General features: G+C 49.1%; 12 protein-coding genes and 1 other RNA gene. All 13 read left to right on the plus strand.

The genetic code is table 11. From position 1 onward, the window contains the following. Window positions 1-5: 5 nt before the first annotated feature. The 13 genes from WC052_02605 to rnpB all read left to right on the plus strand — a co-directional run bounded on the left by WC052_02605 (window position 6) and on the right by rnpB (window position 19461). The gene (locus WC052_02605; GenBank protein ID MFA7286526.1) at window positions 6-851 is read left to right on the plus strand and encodes a prepilin-type N-terminal cleavage/methylation domain-containing protein; all 846 of its coding nucleotides are present in this window, start codon (window positions 6-8) and stop codon (window positions 849-851) included. Then, complete coding sequence (locus tag WC052_02610) at window positions 848-1339, plus strand: hypothetical protein (protein ID MFA7286527.1); 492 nt, start codon at window positions 848-850, stop codon at window positions 1337-1339. The genes WC052_02605 and WC052_02610 overlap by 4 nt, the downstream gene beginning before the upstream one ends. Continuing rightward, the gene (locus WC052_02615; GenBank protein MFA7286528.1) at window positions 1340-1897 is read left to right on the plus strand and encodes a hypothetical protein; all 558 of its coding nucleotides are present in this window, start codon (window positions 1340-1342) and stop codon (window positions 1895-1897) included. It begins immediately after the preceding gene. Then, window positions 1890-3650, plus strand: coding sequence for a choice-of-anchor R domain-containing protein (locus WC052_02620; protein ID MFA7286529.1), 1761 nt, complete (start codon window positions 1890-1892; stop codon window positions 3648-3650). The genes WC052_02615 and WC052_02620 overlap by 8 nt, the downstream gene beginning before the upstream one ends. A 65-nt stretch (window positions 3651-3715) precedes the next feature. Beyond that, a complete protein-coding gene (locus WC052_02625; protein ID MFA7286530.1) occupies window positions 3716-3931 on the plus strand; it encodes a hypothetical protein in 216 nt (71 codons plus the stop codon). 9 nt (window positions 3932-3940) lie between these two features. Next, window positions 3941-10792 carry a fibronectin type III domain-containing protein gene (locus WC052_02630; protein ID MFA7286531.1) on the plus strand — a complete coding sequence of 2284 codons (6852 nt, stop codon included), beginning with the start codon at window positions 3941-3943 and terminating at the stop codon, window positions 10790-10792. 2 nt (window positions 10793-10794) lie between these two features. Beyond that, a complete protein-coding gene (locus WC052_02635; GenBank protein ID MFA7286532.1) occupies window positions 10795-12129 on the plus strand; it encodes an ABC transporter ATP-binding protein in 1335 nt (444 codons plus the stop codon). After that, the gene (locus WC052_02640; protein MFA7286533.1) at window positions 12126-13322 is read left to right on the plus strand and encodes an ABC transporter permease; all 1197 of its coding nucleotides are present in this window, start codon (window positions 12126-12128) and stop codon (window positions 13320-13322) included. The genes WC052_02635 and WC052_02640 overlap by 4 nt, the downstream gene beginning before the upstream one ends. Before the next feature lie 6 nt (window positions 13323-13328). Next, window positions 13329-14945: a murein biosynthesis integral membrane protein MurJ gene (murJ, locus tag WC052_02645; GenBank protein ID MFA7286534.1), complete on the plus strand. Its 1617-nt coding sequence runs from the start codon at window positions 13329-13331 to the stop codon at window positions 14943-14945. A 2-nt stretch (window positions 14946-14947) separates the two neighbouring features. Continuing rightward, window positions 14948-16729 (plus strand): translation elongation factor 4, encoded by a 1782-nt coding sequence (gene lepA / locus WC052_02650; protein MFA7286535.1) that lies wholly within the window; start codon window positions 14948-14950, stop codon window positions 16727-16729. A gap of 104 nt (window positions 16730-16833) precedes the next feature. Beyond that, window positions 16834-18540 carry a single-stranded-DNA-specific exonuclease RecJ gene (recJ, locus tag WC052_02655; protein ID MFA7286536.1) on the plus strand — a complete coding sequence of 569 codons (1707 nt, stop codon included), beginning with the start codon at window positions 16834-16836 and terminating at the stop codon, window positions 18538-18540. A 12-nt stretch (window positions 18541-18552) separates the two neighbouring features. After that, on the plus strand, window positions 18553-18963 hold the full coding sequence (locus WC052_02660; GenBank protein ID MFA7286537.1) for a ribonuclease HI family protein: 411 nt from the start codon (window positions 18553-18555) through the stop codon (window positions 18961-18963). Window positions 18964-19009: 46 nt separating this feature from the next. Next, window positions 19010-19461: RNase P RNA component class A (gene rnpB / locus WC052_02665), an RNA gene on the plus strand. The last annotated feature ends 6 nt before the right edge of the window (window positions 19462-19467 follow it).

The raw sequence follows: 19467 nt of genomic DNA on the forward strand, positions 1-19467 counted from the left end.
AAACCGTGAAGCGAAACGGCTACACCTTAGTTGAGCTCATCATCGGCACCAGTATCATGCTGCTGCTTTCAAGTGTGGCGTATAGCAGTTTTCGAGGGCTCGAGTTTCGACTTCGGCTTGAATCGACTGCCCAGAATATAATGCGGACACTTGAAGAAGCACAGACTCGAACGATTGCCGCTCGTAGCGACACTAATTACGGTGTCCATTTTGATGCTACTTCGTATACGTTGTTTCCAGGTGGCACGTACGCTGTCGGTGCGGTTGGTAACGAGGTACATGAACTACCGAGCGGTGTGGCCATGGCGGTCAGTATTGGTGATGGTAGCGATGTCGTATTTGAACGTGTTCGTGGTGTTGCCAGTGCGAGTGGAACAGTAATTGTTTCCCTCACGAGTGATCCTACGCTGACCCGCACGGTGGTCATTAATCTTTTGGCGCCAGCACAGTTGTCATCTGCCGTAGCGCCGATAAATACTCGCCTTGTTGATACCCGCCACGTCGATTTTAATTTGGGCTGGGGTATTCAGTCTGCTACGACGTTACGTCTCGTTTTTCATAATCCACCCAGTGCGGATGTTACGGAAGACATCCCCATGGCTAGCTACCGAGCATCGGATTCCACGTCGTTTGATTGGTCAGGAGTAGTGGGCGTGAATGGGGACAATCAAACAATGCGCATTCATACGCACACCATGACGCCTACTACTACGGTACTCAGTGTTCATCGTGATAGACGTTTTAACACGAAAGCTGTGGACATTTTGATAGATGGACAAGCTATTGCGTCCTTTGCTGCAGACGGCACCTTAACGACGCAAGGCAGCGGTGGTGTGTCGACAGTCCAATGAGTATGTTTAAAAAAGAACATCGTCGCGGCTTCGGTATTCTAGAAATTTTAATCGTTGCCGGGATTGTGGCGCTCATTATCCCGAGCATGTTTCAATTTGGTTTTTTTATGACTGCCGCAATGAATCGGCGCAGTAATGTTGTTGAAGCCACGTATATAGCGGAAGAAGGAATTGAAGCTATTCGTACTATCCGCGATCGTGGCTGGTCGACAGAAATATTTCCACTTGCCAATGGAACCGTCTACTATCCAGTCATTCAGAATAATAATTGGACCGTGACGACGACAAACCCCGGGCCAGTCCAGGGAATATATACGAGAACAGTAACCTTCGCAGCTGTTCAACGCGATGGCAGCGACAATATCACCAGCAGTGGAGCAACTGACTCGAAAACACGACTCGTTACTGCTGTCGTGTCATGGAGTGATGCCGGGCAGGCGCGAGCAGTGACACTGGAAACCTACATAACTGATTTTAAAGGTAATTAAATGTTGCGTTCTGCGCCGAAGCGTAAGTCGAAGACCACCATGAATCGCACGGGTTTCTCCCTGGTTGAATTAATTGTCTATATCGGGCTTTTGGTGGCGGTCGTTGGTCTTATTACGCAGCTCACCGGGCAACTGCTAACGGTATTGCGCACGACTGAAGCGACAGAGGCTGTTATAGGGAGCACTCGTAATGCCATGGATGTAATAGCGCAAGAAATACGTCATAGTGACAGCGTGTACACACCAACGTCACTCTTTGCGGCTACGAACGGACAGTTAAGTTTAGAGACTCTGCGAGATGCGCCAGACGGAGAAACAGTGACCTACGTTGATATCTATGTAGATTCCGGAGCGCTATACTTGAAGCGAGAAGGTGAAACAGCCGAGCGTCTAACAGCGGCGGGCGTGACAGTTACGCAGTTTGAACTCATGCACCTTAATCAATTAAGTATTCCGGCCGTGCGCATAAGTATCGTTGCAACTGCCGGAAGTGGAGTAACCGGTGCTTTACGACCATTCACACTTACGTCCACCGTAGCGCTGCGCTCCTATGATTAATATCATTTCGCGGACACATTTTCCCAAAGGTCAGGCGGCAATTATTGGTGCCATTCTGGCTTTTGTTGTCAGTTCTTCAGTTGTTGCGTCCGTTGGCGACACGGTAATTCGTAGACTGCATTCTATTGAAGACGTACCAGCCTCACTGCAAAGTTACTATGCCGCCGAGTCGGGTGTGGAGGATGCTTTACTTCGTCTTATCGACGTTGACTACACCGTACCCGACAATTATTCTGTAACCGTAAATGGGGCAAGCGCCGTCGTCACGATTGATCAATCGGGGAATTCTGTCACGGTGCGAGCGGCGGGAGACAATAATGACCGAGCCCGAACTGTTGAGGCCTCCCTTACGGCGAACTCGGCTGGTGCTAGTTTTAGCTATGGTATTCAAGTGGGCGACGGGGGACTGACGATGCGAGATAACTCTGTTGTTTATGGCAATGTGTATTCTAACGGCAGCGTTGTTGGGACGAATCACGCCACAATAACTGGTGACGTTATTGTGGCCACGGGTACACCAAGCACAGCCGACGCCGAGTATACCTTCGCAAACGCTGATCACTCACTTTCAACGGCCAGTGCAACTCGAGCAGCGGCTCAGTCGTTTCGACCCGCTACTTCCGGACTACTCACACAGGTTGCTGTTAATATAGCGAAAGTTGGCACGCCGACTGACAATTTGAGATTACGGATAGCTACTGATAACAGCAATAAACCGTCCGGTACAGTACTCGCGCTTGTGCAAGTTCCGGCGGCTGTGGTTGGTACAACTGCATCATGGATAACGCTCGGCATTGACGATCCACCCACTTTGACGGCAGGTACTAGGTATTGGCTTGACCTTGATACCGGTACGAGTTCACCGAATAATTATTGGAAGTGGCGTAAAGACACCAGCGACGCATACCCGAACGAAACAGCCAAGACCGCCTCGAGCTGCTGTTCGAATGGAACAAGCTGGTCGAACATGAATGCCGATCTAGATTTCAGAACTTGGGTTGGTGGTTCGCCAACCAGAATTGAAGGCATGATCATTGGTGACGCGACAAGCGGTAGTGGTCGAGCCAATACATTTGTCGAGAGCACTATACACGGTTCACCCTGCCCCAATGCGTATTGCATTACAGATTCACCTACCCCAAGTCAAATGCCAATTTCTGAGGGGCTTATTCAAGATTGGCGAGATCAAGCCGAGGCTGGTGGAACGTGCGCGCCACCCGTTTGCGACAGCAATGGTAATCTGGAGATATCTGGTCAAGGGAACACCGTCACTATTGGTCCTTTGAAAATTGATGGCGATCTAACCATAACGAACTATGGGGAACTGGTTCTCACTGGCACGGTATGGGTAACGGGGAATATTGATTTCAATAATCATTGTTCAGTCCGGCTTGATGAAGGCTACGGCGTTGGCTCAGGGGTCATACTCGCCAGTGGTTGGATTGATGCCGCGAATCACTGCAGTTTTAGTGGCTCAGGTGAAGCGGGTAGTTATCCACTTGTCATTACGACCTATGCTGATACTGATGAACTGGCCATCGATCTCAATAATAATTCCAGCGGTGTTATCTTCTACGCCAGCGCCGGAACAATAGAAATAAGTAACGGCTCCGCGGCTAATAGTTTGGTTGGTTATGCAATTAGTATTAAAAATAACGCCACTATTACCTATGATTCCGGATTACTTGACATGAACTTTACGAATGGCCCAACTGGTGGGTGGACGATTAACTCATGGAAAGAAGTTGAGTGATTTTTCCCGTTCAGGTACGTCGTGAATAGTGGCGGTAGGATCTTTAAATATGGTATAGTAGTGCCATGTTTTCCTTTTTTCAATCATTTCATAGCCGAGTTTCAAGACTCGATTTTTGGGACATTAAATTAGTAGGCACCGCTGGTCTCCTAGTTGGTTTTTTGCTGGGGCGATTTTGGCCAGCGTTGTTGGATGTGAGTCCATGGTGGTGGCTGACGTTGTTTCTTCTGGTAGTTGCGAGGCCAACGTATCACTACTGGATTGAATCAAGTCAGTCGTAGTATTCGCACATGAATCAGAACGGGTCAGTAACACAAGAAGTACTGAGCGGGTGGCAGCAATTGCTGGAACACCCGGTTCGTATGGGCATCCTTTTGGGGGTGCTCATCGTCGGTATTTTTTTAAACGGGGTTCCCTTTAGTCGTGGTGGCGCTCCGTCGACGTTTATTCAGAGCAGTTGGACTGGTGGTGTGCGGGCTTCAGAAATTACAGGCGGGAACAGCTCAACCACGTATGCGTCAGTAACGAATCTGACTGCCGCGGCAAACGTACAACTTACTTCAAGTGGTGGCAGTCGTACACACACAACTCAGGCAGATTTTGACGGAACGAAAACTGGCACAACAGTTCTGAGTGGCGGATCAGTTGTACTTGATGGCGATACTTCGTGGGTGAATAAAAGTTTTCCGGCGGGCGTTACGCTTGGAGACGGGGCGACAATGGCCGCTGCACCGTGCAGCAATAACGCCGGCGTTTCAAATTGTCTCTATGTCTTCATTGGTGGGCTCTCTAAAACTCTTTTGAAGTACGACACCATCACTGCTTCTTTTCCAGCGGCGCAGCCGCCTAGTTTTGGTGTCGGAAGCAACACGAATCCTGTAGGGGTCACCCTTGGTGCCACTATGACCTATGTGCGTGTTGGCAATAATGATTTCATCTACGCCAGTAATGGGGGTGGTAACCTTTATCGCTATCTCATCGGTGGGAGCACGTGGGAGAAAATGAAAAACCCGAATAGGCAAGTGTCGCGTGGAGGCAGTTATGTTTGGAATCAGGGTACGAAGATTTATCACATCAGTGGTGGTAACACGAACAATTTTGAAGTGTATAACACCGCGACGGATAATTGGTCGAATCTTACTGGCCCTGGCGGTGGTCTATTAATTCCCGACGGAAGTACTGCCGCTTTTAATCCGATAGATGGGTACCTGTACGTAGCGCTTGGCGGAACGCAGCGAGTGTATCGCTATAACCAGAGTGTTTGGGATAGTGGCTATGCAACGGCACCCCATGTTTTTAATGTCGGCAGCAGCATGGCGGTTGCTGATAATTTTTCCGGTGGCAATCCAAGTAAACTAGTGTTCACACTTTCTGGGGGAACAGCGTCGACCAGTAACGCTCTTGCCATGAGGAACGCCTCTCAAACTTGGGTGTCTGCCGGTCCGGTGCTCGGCGCCTCTAACGGTGGAGCGTTGGCCTACACTTCGTCAGCACGAACATTCTTTGCCTTTAAGGGTACGGGGGCAACGACATTTCAACAGCTGAAAGTTGTTCCGTCGTCTGCTACATACACCTCGAAATCGATTGATTTTGGAGCACCGCAAGCGTATACAACGGTCAATCTTGATATAACCGGTACGGGGGTTACAACTACGTTTGAAATACAAGGAAGCATAGACAACACGAGCTGGACTGCGTATAAGAATATCCCACTAGCAGCAGGTATAAGTGGTTCGATTGCCGTTACCGAAACACAAGGTTATCGCTACCTTCGATATCGCATAACGTTGACCCCTGATCTGACCACGACCATTACGCCAGCATTTGAGGTGCAACGAGTGGCCTTGAACTATGCCGGTTATCAACTGGCAGGCTCGCTTGTTTCTACACCGTATAAAATGGGTGTCGCCACCGACGCGCCTGCTATTAAAAGTATTGCGTGGCTAGAATCTATCCCTGCAGCCAGTGCTTCTAGGGTCGGTTTACAGCTGCGCACGAAGGCTGGCGCAACTTTTGGTAGTGACGAGTGGTATGGTCCAACGAACGAATCGGGACAGATATTTTACTCCACTGATCCGTCGTGCCAGCGCAACGCCTCGGGAGCGGCCTACCGAGTTACTTGCACAGTCCAACCATCGAGCCGACTAAATGATACTGGGGTAACGCACTTCCAATATAATTTACTACTGGAGTCAGATGGTAAAACGACGCCGACCGTTACAAGTGTCGAAGTAACCTATGGTACCAACTCATCGCCAACGGTTACTGTAAAGAGCGCCAGCCAGGACAGCAGTGGTACGTTTACGGTTGAATATACTGTTACTGACGACGACGAGAGTGCATTTGATGTGGGCTTGTTTTACGACAGAGGTATAACGCTACTTGGTCAGACGGACGCCGCTTCCGGTGTAATCACTGTGGCAAGTGAGACAAGCTTAGCAGCCATAATGCCGAATGAAGGGGTTATCGCTATAGGGGACGAACAAATTGTCTACGAGGGCATAAGTGGCAACTCATTTCTGACAAGTGAATCAAATCGAGGTAGTTTCCAAACAACTCCCGCAGAGCATGCCAAGGATGAAATAGTCTGGATTCGGGCGGCAGACCAGCAAATGTCTAATCGTGGGCTGAATGTGATTGTGGCCGCAACCGGAAACGTAGGTGCCAGTGGAGCACTTTGTGCAAAACAAACAACGTGCACTAAATCTATTTCTTGGGTTCCAAAAACTGATGTGGTTGGCGAAGCCTATGCGTCTTCTTCTAATATGCTCCGGGTGCTCATTAACGACATACAAGCAACCCGTAATGTTGGTAGCGCCGAACTTGCTTCTTCCATTACGCTCGATACAAAAGCCCCTGTACTTGTTGCTGATTCAATTACTTTAGTTGGTTCCAGTGTGTCCACAACAACAACAGGTTTTAAAACTAATAGCCAAAATGTTTTATTGGCGATTTTGCCGCCTGACTCAACAGGGGATAACAGTGCGAGTCTCAATAAGTACTCGATTTGCGTTGATACACCAAGTAATCAAACGTGCGGCACACCATTAGCTTCTGTATTGCGAAGTGGTAGCTTACTTTGGTCTCAAGCCGTTAGCTTTTCTACGAACACCTCTTGCCCGGGTGGGGCTGATGCTGGTGCAGGGTGTCGCGCGTGGACGTTACCGACAACGGGTTATGTAACCATTCATATGGCGGCGATTGATGACGTTGGCAACATTCGAGGTAAACGGGAAAAGAGCATTATGGTTGACAAGACCGCACCGCCCTCAATTGCTCAATTTGCGGGGCAGGACGCGTCGAACAACAGCGTTGGTAAACTCATCTATCTTAGTTGGCAGGCCTTACAGGCAAGTGCGGTTCAAGACGCCTCAGGCGGAAGCGATTTCACTGAGTTTCAGATTTATCGAAACAATCTTTCTGGCTGCGCAACCCCAGCAACATTTTGTCTGTTGACGACGCTTACCAGTTTGAACGCGACCAGTCACGCCGATTCAAATAATCTTGATGCTAATACTTCATATCAATACAAAATTCTTGCTACTGACAACATCGGTAACGTTTCTTCCACCTTAGCCGCCGCACCAACCACAGCGCCCATCACACCAAATCCAACCGGGCTCGAGGTACCTCCGCCACCCGTCATTTCAAGCGCGCAAGTTGTTTCTTTTTCTACGAATTCAGCAGTTATTAGTTGGAGTACGGGAACAACAGACGCCGACGCAAGTGTTGTTTATGCGGCGAGTCAAACGGCGCCGGTGCTACCGAATGGTTATGATGCTTACCCAACACAAGGAGACGTTAAGTTTAGTTCAGGTATTCACACTAAAACGTTGGTAGGGCTTAGTGCTAGTACAAAATATTTTATTCAGGTTCGCTCTTCAACACCGGGCAATACGACGCCTGGTGTCTATCCAGCGGCGGCAAGTGACCCTGTACTAACATTCACCACCGATGCACCGGCTATTTTAGAACGACCAGTTATTACACCGGGTTCACCGATGGCAAGCGCGACTGAACACGGTGCCACTTTCCGATGGACTACTGACGTGGCTGCGGATTCATTCGTGGAATACGGACCGACGCAATCGCTCGGTAACTACTTTGGTACTCGCGATGTTTCAACGGGGCATGAAGTAACTATTTCTTCTCTTGAACCAAGTACGACATACTACTATCGTTTACGCTCTACCATACCCGGGAAAGGAGAGCGGGCGTACCCTTCTACGTCGCCTGACACAGAAGTCGCACCCGCTGAATTTGTTACTTCAGCAGCAACTAACGACACAGTAGCGCCAGAACCCAAAACTATTCGTGTGACAGATATTGCCGATACGACTGCAGTCATCAACTGGCATACTGATGAGCGAGCTGTGCAGTACGTAGAATTTTGGACCACTGTTGACGAAACAACAAAGCGAACGTTACCAGCTACACCCGGCGCAGATGAAACCGATCCCTCCATTTTGCTTTCTGGGCTCGATCCTTCAACTGATTATCAATTTGTGGCGGTTGCTCGCGACGCGGCCGGTAATATTGGCCGTTCCTCCGTACAGCCCGTTTTTCATACGGATTCTGATCCACGATATACGACTGATCCTCAGGTAACCACTGTCTCGAATGATCCTCCGACACCAACGACGGCGACGATTTATTTTACAACTGACCAGGCGAGTAAGATAACAATTCGGTATTCTACAGAAAACGACGCCCCATACAGCCGCTCTCAAATATTTCCCGGTTTTTCTCAGGGAGAGCGAGGCGTTACGTTGCTTGGACTTTCGCCAAATACCCCCTATGTGTACAAGGTGATTGCGGAGAACCCCAGCGGCAGGACAGGGGAAGGAAATGATTGTGGTAGTGGGGTAAATTCGTGCCAATTTGTAACCTCGTCGCAGGGGGGTACATTGCCAGACATCATCGTTTCCTCAGTTGTTGTTACAAAGAATCCGGATAAGCCGAACGAGGTAACCATTAGCTGGCGTTCATCTGCGGCGGGTAATTCACTCGTTGAATTTGGCCAAGATATTGTCGACGGTGTTCCTCAATACGGCCGCACATTTGGTTTTGTTCGTGACAATACAACCGTTCATAGTGTGACTTTGCCAGATGACCTGCTGGAGGGGCAGACGTACTACTTCCGACTTTATACGCGGGACGCCGCTGGCCAATTGGCGGTATTCCCGGTTACGGCAGATGCGAGCGACACAACGTGCAGTAATCCAAACCCAGCACCGAGTACGTGTAAAAATCCAAATTTTACAACGCTTGATACGGGTTTAGTGCAAATTGGCGAAGTTCGCACACCACCAAAAATTACCGGTGTCGGCACACTGCTCGTCACGCATACCAAAGTTGTCGTGGGGTGGACAACCGACAAGCCAGCTACCTCAGAAGTTTTCTTAGCAACGTCGTCCAACTTTGGTGCTGAGGCAACCGCTACGGATACTGCGCTCACAACAGTACATGCTCTAACCATCGATGCGTTAACACCAAGTACGACGTACTATTTTATGGTCGCCTCCACAGACCGTAATGACCAACGTTTTCCGGACGACAATAACGGCGCGGGGTACAGTTTTAAGACAAACGCCGGTATCCTCGCTGGCGAGGGTGATAACAATCAGGACCAAGGGCAACTAAAAACAGACAGTACAACGCCAATCATTTCGCTCGTGCAGGTCAGCAATATTGAAGATCATGCGGCAACGATAACCTGGAACACCGACGAGGCGGCGACCTCAATTGTTCAGTATGGCGCTACTACCAGTTATGGTGATATCGCGGGTGATTCCACCAGCCTACTTACCGGGCATACCGTTCTCCTTAGTTCGCTTATTAGTGGCACCTTGTATCACTTTGCCGTGCTTGGATACGACAATGCGGGGAACCGGGCCCTGTCGGCTGACTACACGTTCACCACCACCGGGGAGCCAGGTAAATTACCGCCAGAAGAAAAACTTGATGACAAAGAAGGTGAGGGCGAAAAGAAAGATGAAGATGCTGTTGATGAAGAGGGTAAAGATGAGTTATCTGAAGTTGAAAAACGCATTCGCGAATTGAGTGAAGATAAGCAGTTGTCGCTGGAGCGGGTTATTGAAATTCTTAAGGACTTTGACGAATCAGACGCGCTGTCTATTCTTGATGCGGTTGGCCTGCAGCTCGTAGCGCCGCCAAAGTTTGTTGGTGGCGCGCCTCAAATTACCGTCACAACTTCTTCTGCCACCATTCGTTGGCAAACTGATAAAGAGGCTGATTCCCGTATTGCCTTTGCTCCGAGTGACATTTTTGGCAAAAATATTGAACAGCCCTATGAGGCGGAAATTGGAAATTCAGAACTTTTTACCAAGGATCACGAAGTAACGCTGAATAATCTTGAATCAAACACTGTGTACCACTATCAAATTCGCTCACGGGAGCAGGTTGGTAAAACAGCGCGGTCTCAAGACCGCACCTTTAAAACGCTACCCTTGGCGCCCGAAATAGTACGACTGAACATTTCTACTGTTACTGAAAATAGTATTACCCTTAGTTGGAAAACGAATGTTCCTACAAAAACTGAAATTGAATATACCAACGTAGCGCAGAGCGAAAAACGTTCTCAGGGCGATCCACAATTTACGACAAACCACCAATTTACGGTTAATAATCTTTTGGGAGATACGGAGTACTCACTCATCGTACGAGCGGAAGATGAAACGGGCGTGAAAGTAGTTTCAAAGCCACTTCGTACAAAAACTGGTCGCGACGAGATACCGCCAGTTATTACCAACGTTCGTACCGAAGTAAATTTAGCGGGCGAAGATGGTGCTTCGGCGCAAGCCATTGTCACCTGGCGAACAGACGAATCGGCAACGTCTCAGGTACTCTATGAGGAAGGTGCGTTAACGAGGGATGAATTTGGACAACGTACTGAGGCAGGAACGGAACGAGAATCATTGCACGTGGTTGTGCTCAGTAACCTGCGACCGGCCACGGTCTATCGGTATCGCGCGCTTTCTATTGACGCTTCTGGTAATGAGTCAGTCTCAAAAGATTTTACACTACTCACGCCACAGCGGAAGCAATCAGTGCTCAATTTAATTGTTAATAACTTCGAACAAACATTCGGTTTCCTTCAGTTCCTCGGTTGGTCTGAGTAATTATGCGTGAGCCAATTATCTCTATTGAAAATGTTTCCGTCACGTATAATGCCGGTAGTTCGGCCTCTACGTTGGCGCTGAGCAACATTAACCTAGAGATATATCCTGAGGAGTACATAATTTTTTTCGGCCCATCGGGTTGTGGTAAGTCAACGCTACTCTACACTATGGCGGGGCTAGAGGTGCCAAGTCAGGGGAGTGTGGTCGTGAATAACACGAAGCTCGATGCGCTCGATAGTGATGCAATGGTGAACTTCCATCGCACAACGCTCGGCATGGTGTTTCAAGCTTTTTATTTGATTCCGTCGATTTCTGTACTGGACAACGTTCTCCTGCCACAAATGTTTCAACGAGCACCCACCGAAGAGCGACGGGCGTTGGCGCTAAAAATTATGAAAAGGTTTGATATTGAAAATTTGGCGGAGCACTTACCTAATGAATTGTCCGGGGGGCAGCAGCAGCGGGTCGCTTTGTGTCGCTCTGTTATTAATAACCCCTCTATATTATTTGCTGATGAGCCGGTCGGCAATCTTGATTCCCAAGCCTCTGAAAAAGTCATGGAGCTTTTGTATGAGCTCAATACCCGTGACAAGAAAACAATCGTTCTTGTGACGCACGATTCTCGCTACCTCCATTATGCGCATCGTGTTTTTTACATCAAAGATGGTCAGGTCATTCGCGAAGTAACCAACAGCGAACGTCAGCAACTTCGTGAGGAAAAAATGAGGCCGTTTATTCCACATGCGCTAACCGAATTTGCAAAGTACTACCCACACTTGGAAGAAGGGGCGCTTAAAGTAAAATATCTCAGTCACTACCTCCTTGGTGTTGCTGAGGAGCGCTTGCAAGAACGCCTTGAAAATTTTGTGCGCCAACGGGTTGACGGCAAGTTAACTGCCAGTGAATTTGAACAGCGGGTTGATCTCGCGTATCGTGAGGGCGGCGTGGGCCTCTATGAGCAGACAGCCAAACGCGTCGCCAGTACGCTTGAGTCGGTGCTGGCTGAATCAAGCGTGCTTCATTTAAAATTAGAAAAATTTCCAGAGCAGTACGAGCTCTTGGCCGAACAGATTACAGAGCTTCGAGGTCGCCTACTGAACGACTACGAAGGTCATTTAACAGAGGTGCAGCTGCAACGTTTGGACGCGGCCATTAAAGCTCGACTTGAAGGTTCATTAGATCATCGGCAATTTAAAGAAGCGCTTGATAAGTCATTGCATGAGGGTGGCGTTGGGCTTCACTATCAAACGGCGCAGGAGTTTGGCAAACGGATTGAAGTGTATCTCATTAATTATGCCGCCAGCGAAGTTGCGAGTAGCCCAGAAAAATCCGTATGATGCGAATTAATGATTTGTTTCGTCTCTCAACCCGCATGTTTAAAACGCGGCCCATGCGGACGTGGCTCACCATTGTTGGCGTTGGTGTTGGTATCGCCGCCACCTATTTTCTTGTAAGTTTAGGGTACGGGTTACAAAAATTATTACTTGATCAAATTACAACATCAGACTCGCTCGTCAGCTTAGATGTCTATCCACCTTCGTCGAGATTTATTGCTATTACGCCAGAAACAATTGCGTCAATTGCCAGCCTCAGTGACGTTGCTGAAGTTACGCCGGTTGCGCAGTTGGCTGGTCAAATGACTCGAGAGGGAATTACGGCTGACGTTGTCATTAATGTAACTGACGCTGCGTTCTTTCGATTAGATGGTCGAACCGCCAGTACGGGAAGACTTTATACGTCTGACGAACGGGGCAGCCTTGTCGTTTCCTCGGCTGTGCCGCGCCTTTTGAATATTGAGCCAGCGCAACTACTGGGTCAGGTGTTGACGTTGACTGTTTTCCCATCAGCCGAAGAGGAGTCGTCAATTACGCCGCCCGCTCCGGTAGCGCTTTCCGCAACTATAGTTGGAATCATAGAGCAAGAGGGGTTAAGCGCTGCCTACCTTCCCTGGTCGAGCGTTAGCGGTGTTGCCGTCACTAGTTACTCACAAGCGAAGGTCAAGGTTCGAGACAGTACAGTTCTTCCCGCGGTTCGCGAAGCAATCAAAAATTTGGGTTACACAGTGTCAGCACTATCAGACACCATTGCTGAAGCAAACAAAGTTTTTCGAGCTATTCAGTTTATGCTGGCGCTCTTTGGTATTGTGGCGCTCGTGGTGGCTTCAATCGGTATGTTTAATACCGTTACCATAGCGCTTCTCGAACGTACTCAAGAAATTGGCATCATGAAGGCACTGGGCGGTGGCAAAGCAGATATCTTTATCATGCTCGTTACAGAGTCAGCGCTTATGGGATTTTTGGGTGGCCTGACCGGACTCTTACTTGGATATCTGGGTGGTGAGGGGGTTACTATGATAGTTAATACATTGGCGTCACGTTTGGGTGGTCAGCAACTCGAACTGTTTGACAGACCATTGTGGTTTACGTTAACCATTCTTGTTTTTTCTACCACCATTGGCTTTTTGACTGGCGTTATTCCGGCTCGTCGCGCGGCCAGACTCAATACACTAGAAGCGCTTCGTTACAAATAGTGTACAATGCAGAATCTTTTCCGCCGCTTCTTCATTCAGCAAGCGACGTCATTGACGCGTACGGCTTGGTTGGTGGCCAGCGCCAGTGTCGCTAGTCGCGCATTGGGAGTGTTTCGTGACAGGGTGTTGGCGAGTGAATTTGGAGCGGGTGATACGTTGGATGTCTATTATGCCGCGTTTCGCTTTCCGGATCTCATCTATAACCTGGTTATTGTCGGGGCTTTGTCGGCCGGGTTCATTCCGGTTTTTATGGCTGCCAAAGAAAAGGGTAAAAATGAGCATTGGCGTATTGCTGGTGTTTTTGCTTCGGCTATCGCACTGACGTTGTTTTTTATGGCAGTGCTTCTGGCTGTTACAGCGCCATATCTTGTGCCGATTCTAGCACCTGGTTTTTCAGACGAGAAGCAACAGGTAGTAATTTCCCTAACACGCATTTTGTGTTTCTCTCCACTGCTCCTTGGTATGTCTGCAGTAGCGGGCGCCGTGCTGCAATCATTTCAGCGTTTTTTTCTATTCTCCATTGCGCCAATATTTTATAATCTTGGAATAATTTGTGGGGCATTATTTCTGGCTCCGCGCTATGGCATCCGGGGGGTGGCTTGGGGGGTTGTCATTGGCGCAATCTTACATAGTCTCCTTCAGTTTTTTGGCGCTTGGCAACTTGGTTGGCGGCCTCGTTTCACTGTTCGGTTTTACGGCACCGGAATTTCTGAAATCACTCGTTTGATGGCACCTCGAGTCGTCGCCGCTAGTACACAGCAGCTCAATGTCTTTTTGCTCACTATCATTGCCTCCACATTGTCGGCCGGTAGTTTGGCGGTACTAACCTTTTCGACAAATCTCTATTTTCTTCCCGTCGCCCTCTTTGGTATTTCTTATGGTGTGGCGGCATTTCCAAAGTTAACGCAGTCAGCCATTGCGGGGAATACGAATGATTTTGTCACTATTTTTTCATCAGCAGTTCGGCAGATATCTTTCTTTCTTATTCCCGCAACTGTTCTCACGTATGTCTTGCGTGAGCATATTGTGCGAATCATTCTCGGGGCTGGCGCCTTTGATTGGACAGCGACGCGACTTACCAGTAGCACCCTCGGATGGATGACGCTCAGCCTCATTTTTGGTGCGCTTATTCCGCTTTTGGTGCGTGGCTTTTATGCGCATCGCAATGCGCTGCTGCCACTGTACGTTGGTCTAACGGCCGACGTTGTAACCGTCATTGCTGCCTATGCGTTGAGCCGCGTGTATGGCATCGTTGGCCTTGGTATGGCGCTCAGTATTGGTACGGCAATTCAGTTCTTTGGCTTATGGATTGGTCTCAAGCATGTTGTGAAATTTTCAAAACTAAATATTTTTGGTTCTATCATGCGGCAAGTGGTGGCCGGTTTCGGTATGGCCTGTGGTGTGATCGGCTTCCTTTACGTTTTCACCCCACTAGTGGATGAAACTAAGTTCACTGGTTTAGTTACGGCAGCGGTGCTTACTATGTTTGCAGGGGTCAGTATATACCTTATACTCCTTTGGTTCCTTCGCGAGCCAACGGTGCGAGAGCTTATTGCAGCATTTCGAAGTCGACTCACCGTAACGACAGCCATAGACAGCATGGAAGAGAGTAAAGTGACCTAACTATGAAAGATAAGAACATACGAAATTTTTGCATCATTGCGCACATCGATCACGGCAAGAGCACGCTGGCTGACCGTTTGTTAGAGGTGACAAAAACAGTCGAGGCTCGAGTCATGCGAAGCCAGCATCTCGACACATTGGATCTTGAGCGAGAACGGGGCATTACCATAAAACTGCAGCCCGTGTGCATGGAGTATGAGGGCGTTATTTTAAATCTCATTGACACGCCTGGGCACGTCGACTTTACCTATGAGGTGTCGCGTTCGTTGGCCGCCGTGGAAGGAGCCATCCTTTTAGTAGATGCGACGCAAGGCGTACAGGCGCAAACATTGGCCAATTTGTATTTGGCTATGGATCAGAACGTGGAGATTATACCGGTCGTTAATAAAGTTGATTTAGCGAACGCTGATATTGAACGGACGCTCGGTGAAATTGAGAAGTTATTGGGCTGTCGTCAAGAAGACATAATACGAGCGTCTGGTAAGACCGGTATAGGTGTCGCGGAGATACTAGAAGCGGTTACGAAAAGGATATCATCGCCTCGTGGTCAGCTTGAAGCGCCACTCAGAGCACTGATTTTTGATTCGGTATATGACGAATATCGTGGTGTTGTCGTTTTTGTTCGGGTTGTGGACGGGGTCATTAAAACAGGGAGTCAAATTCACTTCGCGGCCACAGGTGCCACTGCTCACGTTGAGGAGGTTGGTATTCTTCGTCCAGACTTTCATCCTCGAGAAACATTGCAAGCCGGGGAGATCGGCTACATTGTGACTGGTCTCAAAGATGTAAAGTTGTCGCGGGTGGGGGATACCGTGCTTGCTTCAGGCGAAGCCGCCACGACTGTGTTGCCGGGATACCGGGAGGTTAAACCGGTTGTTTATGTGGGTATTTTTCCAAAAGAAGGTGACGCCCACCGGCTGCTACGTGATGCGCTTGATAAACTATCGTTAAATGATGCTGCGCTGCAATTTGAACCAGAGTATTCGTCGGCACTTGGCTATGGGTTTCGAGCTGGCTTTCTTGGGCTGCTCCACCTAGAAATTACACAAGAACGCTTGCGACGTGAATATGGTTTGGACCTTGTTGTTACCGTCCCGAGCGTTGCCTACAAGGCCTGTCTGCGTGACGGCAGCATGGTGGACGTTCGTAATCCATGGGATCTCCCTTCACCAGAAACACTTGATCGAGTTGACGAGCCTTGGGTGACACTCGATATTGTTACACCGAGCGAAAATATCGGTGGAGTTATGCCGCTTGTGGCGAGCAAACGTGGCATCTATAAAACAACAGAATACCTAGGAGATCGTGCCATTCTAAAATATCAAATTCCGTTGCAGTCAATTCTTGTCGACTTTTACGATAAACTGAAAGGAGTCAGCGCTGGGTATGCTTCCATGAATTATGATATTACTCACTATGCGGCGGCTGATGTGGTGCGTCTTGATATACTCGTGGCAGAGGAGGCCGTTGAGGCGTTCTCTGTTATTGTGTATCGAGATGAAGCGTACCATCGTGGCAAGCGCATGATTGAACGACTAAAAGACACCTTGCCTCGACAACAGTTCGTGGTGAAGTTGCAGGCTGCAGTGGGCGGAAAAATACTTGCCGCTGAGCGGCTGAGCGCAATGCGGAAAGATGTTACGGCCGGACTTTATGGCGGTGACGTGACGAGAAAACGCAAAGTGTTAGAAAAGCAAAAACGGGGTAAGAAACGGATGGCAGAACACGGTAAGGGTAAGGTCGATATTCCCTCAGAAACCTATATATCATTATTACGACAATAGTATGGCAAAACGAACTTGGCAGCATCGCGTTTGGATACTGATGAGCATTATGGTTGTCGTGTCCATGGTTTTGTTAACCGTAGCTCCGCTTATTGGCGCTTAGCATGGATTCACGTTGGCAACTGCGAGTATCGAACACAATTGTTAACAGCAGCTTACCGCGGCTGTTAAATACTGTGCTGTCTCGGCGCGACCTTTCTCCTGAAGTGATTTCCGAATTTCTGTATCCCGACTATGCTCGGGATGTCCATAATCCGTATGCCTTTCGCGATATGTCTCGAGTTGTAGAACGCATTATGCGCGCCATTGAGACGTCTGAGCACATAGTTATTTTTGGTGACTACGACGCCGACGGTGTCTGTGCGGCAGCGGTGTTAGCTTCAACATTGCAGGCGCTCGGTGCGACAAATGTACGCGTGCAGCTGCCCGACAGAACACTCGACGGCTACGGACTAAATTTGAATGTTGTCGCTAACGCCGTCGCTTTAAAGGAGCAACTGCTCATCACCGTAGACTGCGGTATTACCAACGTGCTGGAAGTTGCGGCGGCAGGTGCTGGTGGCATTGACACAATTATTATTGATCACCATTTGCCACCGACTGAGTTGCCAGCGGCGTACGCAATCGTCAATCCTAAAGTAGAAGGGGAGACGTATCCATTTATAGATTTGGCCGCTGTCGCATTGGCGTTTAAGGTTTCGCAGGCGTTGCTATCGAAACGGGTGGCGCAGCGTGCTGATGAAAAAAGTCGTTGGGAAGCATTTGAGAAGTGGTTGCTTGATTTGGTGGCCATCGCGACGGTTACTGACCTTGTTCCATTGCATGGTGAGAACCGATCGTTACTTCATTTTGGGCTGCGGGTGCTTAATAAAACTCGTCGCCCAGGGTTAGTAGCATTGTTTTCGGTCATTGGGTTAACGCCCGGTAGCATTACGGCTCATGATGTGGCCTACCGGATTGGTCCGCGTATTAACGCCGCCGGGCGCGTGGGCAGCGCGCATCAGGCCTACGAATTGCTCATGGCCACAGACGAAGCAGAAGCTAAGCTGTTGGCGGATAATCTTGAGGCGGCGAACGCTGAACGTCGACAACTGACCGAAACGGTTTCTGAAGCAGCAGCGGCGTTACTGGTAGAGCAAAAGGATGAACCAGTTCTTGTCGCATTTGGCGAAGATTGGCCGGTTGGTCTCGTGGGCCTTGTGGCTAGTCGTATGTTAGAGCGCCACGCTCGGCCGGTACTAATAATGACGCGCACCGCCCAGGGCATCGTTGGTTCTGGGAGAAGCATTCCTGGTTTTAACATTGTAGAAGCACTTCGCACGGTGCCACATCTATTTTCAAAATTTGGTGGTCACGCCCAAGCCTGTGGTTTTACGTTGCAGTCTTCAGAGGCGGTCGATGAACTTCGAAGTGCTTTGCGGAGTGTCTGGGAGAACACGGGTTCGACAGGCGACTCGAATGCCTTACTTATTGATGAAACCATTGAACTGCGGGATTGCAGTCGCGAACTCGTAGATGGACTACGCTTACTCGAGCCGTGCGGTATGGCGAACCCGACGCCAGTATTTCTTGTTTCAAATGTTATTGCTGTGGGTCTGGTTGCCTTTGGCGACAGTAGTCAGCATTTACGTCTTACTTTGACCGATGGCGTTGGCACTGTTCGCCATGGCGTTGGTTTTGGTTTAGGTGCCTGGCACCAACAGTTACGTTTAGGTGATCGTCTTGACGTGGTGGCGGAAGTAGCTGAGCATACGTATCGCGATGTGAGTGATGTACAATTACGAATTGTGGCGTTACGTAGCGCGCTTTAAAATAATACGAAAATGGAAAACGTACATATTTTTTCCGATGGCGGTTCTCGTGGTAATCCTGGCCCGGCGGCGTGCGGCGCTGTTGTGCTCTCGGCCACGGGTACCGTACTCAAAGAAATAAGCATTCATTTGGGCGTCATGACAAACAACCAAGCGGAGTATCATGGCCTCATTGCCGCGCTCGATGCTGCGAAGGCGCTGGGTGCTAAAACAGTTACCGCTTTTTTAGATAGTGAACTCGTGGTTAAGCAAATGCGTCGTGAATATAAAGTGAAGCATCCAGACCTGCAGCCACTGTTTTTGAAAGCTTGGAACGCTGCCGTAGGGTTTGAACGAGTTACTTACACGCACGTACCACGAGAGCGGAATGCACATGCCGATGCATTGGTGAATAAAGCATTAGACAAAGTTGACGAACGCTAGTTTTTCTGGCATTTTTCGTATTGAACCCAGGTTATCAATTGAGAGGTGGGTATGTCAGACGGCTGCTCCGACGAAAGTTGGAGAGGAAAGTCCGAACACCCCCTGACGCAAGTTAGGGTCGCGGTAGTTCCTAACGGGAACCGTTCCAGTGGCAACACTGGAATAGGGCCAGTGCCACAGAGACTATACTAGTTTTGCGTAGCAAAACTATCCTGAGTGAGCATAGCGAATCGAAGGATCATATTGGTACCGCTTCGACCCGTTCAGCTACGTTCAGGGTCGTTCTGCTACGCAGAACGAAATGTGAAAAGTCAGGTGGTGTACCTCGGTGCTACACCTGTCTCTGCCACGCAAGTGGACAGAGTGGTAAACCCTACCTGGTGCAAGAGTAAATTTGGTAACTCGCTAGAGCCGTGCGGCGACGTACGGCCAAGAGAGATAGTCGTCACTCTGGCGCAAGCCAGAGGACAGAATTCGGCTTACCGATGTACCCACCTCTTACTT

The sequence above is a fragment of the Patescibacteria group bacterium genome (assembly GCA_041675205.1).
Taxonomy (GTDB): domain Bacteria; phylum Patescibacteriota; class Patescibacteriia; order GWA2-46-9; family GWA2-46-9; genus JBAYUF01.